This window comes from Kitasatospora sp. NPDC098652 (assembly GCF_044760155.1).
In the GTDB taxonomy this organism is placed as follows: Bacteria; Actinomycetota; Actinomycetes; order Streptomycetales; family Streptomycetaceae; genus Kitasatospora.
In genome coordinates this window covers 1-5,380 of record NZ_JBIWAQ010000056.1, presented here as the reverse complement: position 1 = coordinate 5,380, position 5,380 = coordinate 1, and the positions used below count along the sequence as shown (strand labels likewise).

General features: G+C 69.8%; 3 protein-coding genes. All 3 read right to left on the bottom strand.

What is annotated here, in order from left to right; genetic code table 11:
* Nucleotides 1-1,443: 1,443 nt before the first annotated feature.
* Genes ACIQWA_RS40855 through ACIQWA_RS40845 form a run of 3 tightly spaced genes read right to left on the bottom strand, consistent with a single transcriptional unit; the run spans nucleotide 1,444 to nucleotide 5,323 of the window.
* Nucleotides 1,444-2,457, bottom strand: a complete 1,014-nt coding sequence (locus ACIQWA_RS40855) for a TniB family NTP-binding protein (RefSeq protein ID WP_402492246.1) — start codon at nucleotides 2,455-2,457, stop codon at nucleotides 1,444-1,446.
* A 2-nt stretch (nucleotides 2,458-2,459) separates the two neighbouring features.
* The gene (locus ACIQWA_RS40850) at nucleotides 2,460-4,529 is read right to left on the bottom strand and encodes a Mu transposase C-terminal domain-containing protein (protein WP_402492243.1); all 2,070 of its coding nucleotides are present in this window, start codon (nucleotides 4,527-4,529) and stop codon (nucleotides 2,460-2,462) included.
* Nucleotides 4,526-5,323 carry a TnsA-like heteromeric transposase endonuclease subunit gene (locus tag ACIQWA_RS40845; RefSeq protein ID WP_402492241.1) on the bottom strand — a complete coding sequence of 266 codons (798 nt, stop codon included), beginning with the start codon at nucleotides 5,321-5,323 and terminating at the stop codon, nucleotides 4,526-4,528. The genes ACIQWA_RS40850 and ACIQWA_RS40845 overlap by 4 nt, the downstream gene beginning before the upstream one ends.
* Nucleotides 5,324-5,380: the final 57 nt, after the last annotated feature.

Here is a 5,380-nt window from a genome sequence, read left to right as displayed (position 1 = left end):
ACTGACCTGTGACGGCGAAGGTGGACCGGATGTCAGCGAAGTTGGACTGATAGCTGTTCGTGCCATCGAAGATGGACTACTGCGCGGTTTGTGACAGCAAAGTTGGACCGACTGTGGCGTGGGCAGCGCGGTCGCGAAGCTCTGCTCGCCAGCGGACTGACCTCTGCTGGCAGGTGCCCGAGCACCACTTGCGCGTGGTGGGGGTGGGTTTGAGGTGGGCCGTGGAGGTTCCGCAGGCCGCGCATTCTCGCTGGTCGGACCGCGTGGTGATCTCCTGCTCGAAGCACTGGTTCGAGCACCAGGGGTTCGGTCTCAGGGGCTGGTAGGTGCGGCGGCAGCCCCGGCAAGTGGACAGGCTGGGAGCCTGTGGGGCCGGCCGGCCTTCGCGGGCTCGGAACTCCGCGTGCCAGCGTGTTGCCCGTTGCCGACAGGGGTCCGAGCACCAGATGCGGCCTGTGACCGGCCGACGGTTCGCCATGGAGGCCCCGCAGCCTGCGCATTCCAGCTTGTCGGCGCGTTTTCGGACCTCTTCGTCGAGGCAGTGGCGCGAGCACCACGGGTTGGCTGCCCGTGGCCGGTAACGCCGTCCGCAGCCTCGGCAGGTCATCACCCTGAATGGGCTGGGGCCCTCCGGCCCGGCCGGTCCGGCTTCCACTGCATCGGGCGGGACTGCGTCTTCGCCGGGGTGCCGCAGCCTTCGTATCTCCTGGTTCCTGCAGTCGAGCGAGCACCAGTCGCGCGGCCGGCCGTCTGCTCTGGGAAGGACCGGCCCCCGGCAGTGGCAGCAGGCCGTGGCGGGCGGCAGCGGGCTGCGGGTCCAGTGAGCGATCCGGGCACTGCAGCGCCTTGAACACGCCGTGCGTCCGGTGACACCAGTCATCGGGCATTCGCAGACCGGGCAGATGCCGTCAAGTTCGTCGTCTTCGGCGGGCTCGGGTCCGGCGCCGCCCTTCTGCGGCCAGGGGAGAGGCTCCCCGCGCCGGCGGAACTGGAAGGCGACCCGGCGGCAGTGGGACGAGCACATGTAGCGGCGTTGTCCGACCCGGTGTCGTATCAGATTCCCGCAGACGCGGCAGGGGACCTTCTTCCAGTCGCTCGCCGGGATGCCCTTGCGGTAGCGCTTCTGGCGGCATGCCTTCGAACAGGTCTGGGGCCTGACGCCGAAGCTCGACATGGGCCGCATCGGTTGGCCGCACTCCAGGCACTCGATGGTCTCCAGGACCTGCCGGAGCTCGACCGGGTCGCGTCCCGTGACCGCGCCGATGCGGTCCCAGTCCGGGCCGCCGCGGTAGTAGGGCGGCCGGGCCAGGTATTTGCGCAGGTAGGCGGGTGGGAGGCAGTTCGCCCGGGCGAGACGGAGGATGAACGAGCGGGCGCCTTCGCCGCTCTGCGGGCGGACCTGGAACGGCAGCCGGACGACGGCTTCAGCTCCTGCGAGCTGGGTCACCGGCCCGCGTCCGGACGTTTGCGGCGGGAAGCGATGTCCAGGTCGACGGCCTGCAGGCCCGCTTTGGTGATCTTCTCGGTGCGGGTGAGGATGGCGTCGACGGCGGCCCCGCGGATCTGGTGGGAAAGGGTGCCGATCATGCCGCCCGTGCGGGTGTGGAGGAAACGGTCCAGACGGGTCAGGGCGCCGTGCTGGTGCTCGTGCAGCACGAGGTTGGCCTCCATCTGCGCCACCAGCCCCTTCCACTCCGCGCCGTAGGGGAAGGAGTGGGTGGCCGTCGAGGTGAAGCGGGCGGCGATCTGGTCGCCGCGGGTGCCCGACAGCAGGGTGCCGGACTCGATGTCGATGCCCGCGTAGGCGAAGGTCGCCGGGATGCGCTCGGAGAAGTACTTCAACGTGTCCGAAGCATCGGCTCCGTGACGGGTGTTCAGGGATATGTTGTGGATCTCGTCGACCAGGATCAGACCGGTCCGGGCCTTGGTGCAGACGCCGACGACGGCCTCGGTGAGGTCGGTGATGTTCGAACTCCGCAGGACCGGCAGGCCAAGGAAGCGCGCGAACTCGGCGGCGATCATGCGGGGTGTCGCGGCCGGCGGGACGGTGATGTAGATGACCGGGATGCGGTCGTCCTGGCCGGGGTGCCGACGGCGGTCCTGCAACTCGTGGGCCAGGCCGAGCTGGGTGAGAGCGATCGTCTTGCCGGTGTTGGCGGGGCCGGAGACGAGCAGGCCCCGACGAGCGCTGACCGCCCCGCGGTTGAGAATGACCAGACGCCGCCCGCAGGTGACGGTAGAGAGGACCGTGGAGGTGGCGATCACTTGGAGCCGGGCATGGTGGTCGAGCCGGTTGTCGTCATAGTCGACCCGGGCCTCCACTTCGAGCGCGGCGTACTCGGCCTTCGTCAGTGCGGCCATGGGCTCGCTCAGGGACGCGCCGATGAACGCGCGCCAGCCGGGCAGGCTGGTCAACTGCCGTCCGAAGTCCTCGCCGGAATCGTCGATGGGCGGCATGGTCACGAGCGTCCCCAGGGGTCTTCGAGCGGGTTGAACAGTCCCAGCGGGATCACCTCGGCGAGATCACTGTCGTCCTCAGGTGCTTCGGCCTCGGGCTGCCGCGGCGGTTCCGGCGACGGGACTGTCGGTGGGGCGGCCTTCGTCCGGGCGGCGACCCGCCGCTCGGCCTTGGCCGGCCCTGACTTGCGGTCCTTCTTCCGCGCGGCGGGCCGGTCGGGGCCGGCGTGAGCGCGGGTCAGCAGATCGGCGACGGCCTGGGCGAGTTCCTCCTCGGTGGCCTTGGGCAGCTGGTGGCTGACGTGGTCCCAGGCCAGGTCGCCGAAGGGAACCGGCGCCCGGTTCAAGTACTTCCAGGTCGCCTGGACCCAGCCGCCGCCCGCGCGGTGGTCGCGGACCCAGACCCGGGAGGCGTCGTAGGGGTCGCGGTGGACCTCCCAGAGCCCGCGCTTGGCGGTGACGCCGGAGTCGCGCAGGCGCATCGGCCCCAGCTCCGGGCTGTCGTAGGTGCGGTTGTTGATCCGGACACCGTAGGAGTTGACGGCCCGCCAGGCTGCGGGCAGCAGCTCGACGTAGTCCTGCCCGCTCAGCGCGACCGGGACGTAACCGCAGGACTCGACCAGCGCGGCGTACTTCTGGTTCGGGGTGAACAGCCGCCCCGGATGGTCGGGGTCGCGCAGGCCCTCGTGCGGACGGTTGTGCCACTGGGCGATGATCCACTCGTCCAGTAGTTCCTGCAGTTCGGGCAGCGACCACAGGTTCTCCTGCTCCGGGTGCCGCCCGCGCTGGTCGGTGTTGCGGCCGGTGTAGCCCGGCAGGAACTGGGCGAACATCGTGGCGACCGAGCCCAGCATCTTCTCGATGTGCCCCTTCTGGAACGGCGCTCCCTTGTGGGTGGGCTGGAAGTCGATCTCCAGGAACCGGCAGGACGCCCGGAAGTTGCGGGAGATGAACACCTTGCCGTGGTCGCAGACGATCATCTCCGGGACGATCACGGGCTTCGCCGCCGCGTGCTCCAACCGCTCGTCCAGGGACAGCAGGCGGCGGTGCGGCAGCACCGAACGCGACATCTTCAACGCCTCGACCCAGCCCGGCCGCATCAGCTCAGGAGTGACGGTGCGGGCCAGCAGCACGCTCGCGTCCACCGACTTCGTCGTCGGCCGCAGCACCGCAGCTGACAGCGTCCTCGTCGCGACGTCGATCATGCCGGTCAGCTCGACCTTGCCCACCACCCCGTTGTCGAGGCGGACCAGCACGTCCAACGGCGTGGAGTCGATCTGCATCACCTCGCCCGGCGCCGACACCGTCCACTCGCCGAACGGCGCGCTCGCCCCGTGAGCCTTCGACCGGCGGGTGACCGCCGAGCCCATCACGTGCGTGCCCTTCGAAAGCTTCTCCAGCAGCCGGTAGAGCGTCCGGCGGGCCGGAAGCTCTACCGCCTCACCGCCCGATTCCCGCAGGATCTCCCCGGTCCGCCAGATCAGGTAGGCCCCGTTGCGGGTCGAGGTGTCGACGCCCTCCCTGATCGCCTTGCGCATCGCCTCGACGACTGCCTCCGGCACCGAACCGAACTCCGCGCGCTTGCGGACCGGGCGGCGGTCGGCCAACCCGACCAGGCCCTCGGCCTGGTAGCGGCGGCGCCGGTTGCCGACCGTCTGGGGCGCGATGTCATGACCGGCGGCGGCCAGCTCGGCCGCCTTCACTCGCTGCCGCGACGTCACCGAGGAACCAGGGCCGTAACCCGGGCGCGGCTGCGAGCCGGGCTCCGCGTCCGGTGCGATCCCGTGCAGAACCTCCAGGATGTGCCCCTCCCACCACAGCGCCTGCTTCACCGCCTCGGGCGGGAACGCCTCCAGCAGCCCGACTGCGGGCAGCGGCATCCGTTCGGGCTGGAACAGGACCTCGAAGTCCTCCGCCTCGAACAGGTCGATCAACGCGACCGCCCGGTGCCCGGCCTGCTCGTCCTCCACCACGACCACCTGGGCCGTGATCTCGAGAACCCCCCTGACCTGGCCCTCGAACCGGACCTTGTGGCCGACTGCCAACGCCGGCGGCCGCTTCAAAGCGCTCATTCGCTTCCCTCCGTCCAGACCAGACTGTCGGTCGCCATCAGGCCGCCGGCGAGGTCCGTTCCCAGGGCCCCGGACCACAACAGGTGGAACAGCACCGGCAGCACCTGCAGCCGGTCCCCGGCCAGTCCGGTGCCCTCCCACAATCCCTTCGGCTCGCGGAAGACCTCCCGCAGCCGCTCGGCCACCACCGCTGGCCTGCCGCAACGGGCCCGCCGGTATCGGTGCAGCCAGCGGACGTTCGCCATGAACACCGGATCGGGCCGCCCGACCCAGGCGAACTCCCAGCCCACCGCCCGGCAGGCTCGCTCGGTCACGGCGAAGGACTCCCGCGTCTCCTCGTCCATGTCGTCCTCGGCGCGTACGTCGACAACGCGGACCCGCCCGTCCGCGAGCCGGACGAAGTAGTCAGGCGCGTGCCGACGCGCGCGGACCCCGTCGTGCCAGTGCAGCCAGAACGGCTGCGAGGCAATAGCGGTGACCTGCGGATCGCGGTCCAGCAGGATCAACCGGTCACGCTCCAGCCAGGACTCGTAGCCGACGTGATCCCTCACCGTCGCCGAGTAGTACCAGCCCGCGAAACCCCGGGTGAACTTGTGCCAGCTGAACTCGCGGACCGGCTCCACCGTCTCAAACCGGACATCCCAACTCGTACGCAGCGGCCGGCGCCGGCGGACCCCGTCCACGCAGAAGTCCAGCTCAAAGCCCGAAAGCGCATCCTGATCCAGCACATGAGCTGGTGCCCCCACCACATCCCCCAGCTGACGACAGCCCAATCGGTCCAACTTCGCTGTCACAAACTAGCTTTGGTCCAACTTCACTGGCAAACCGTCCAACTTCGCTGTCACAGGTCA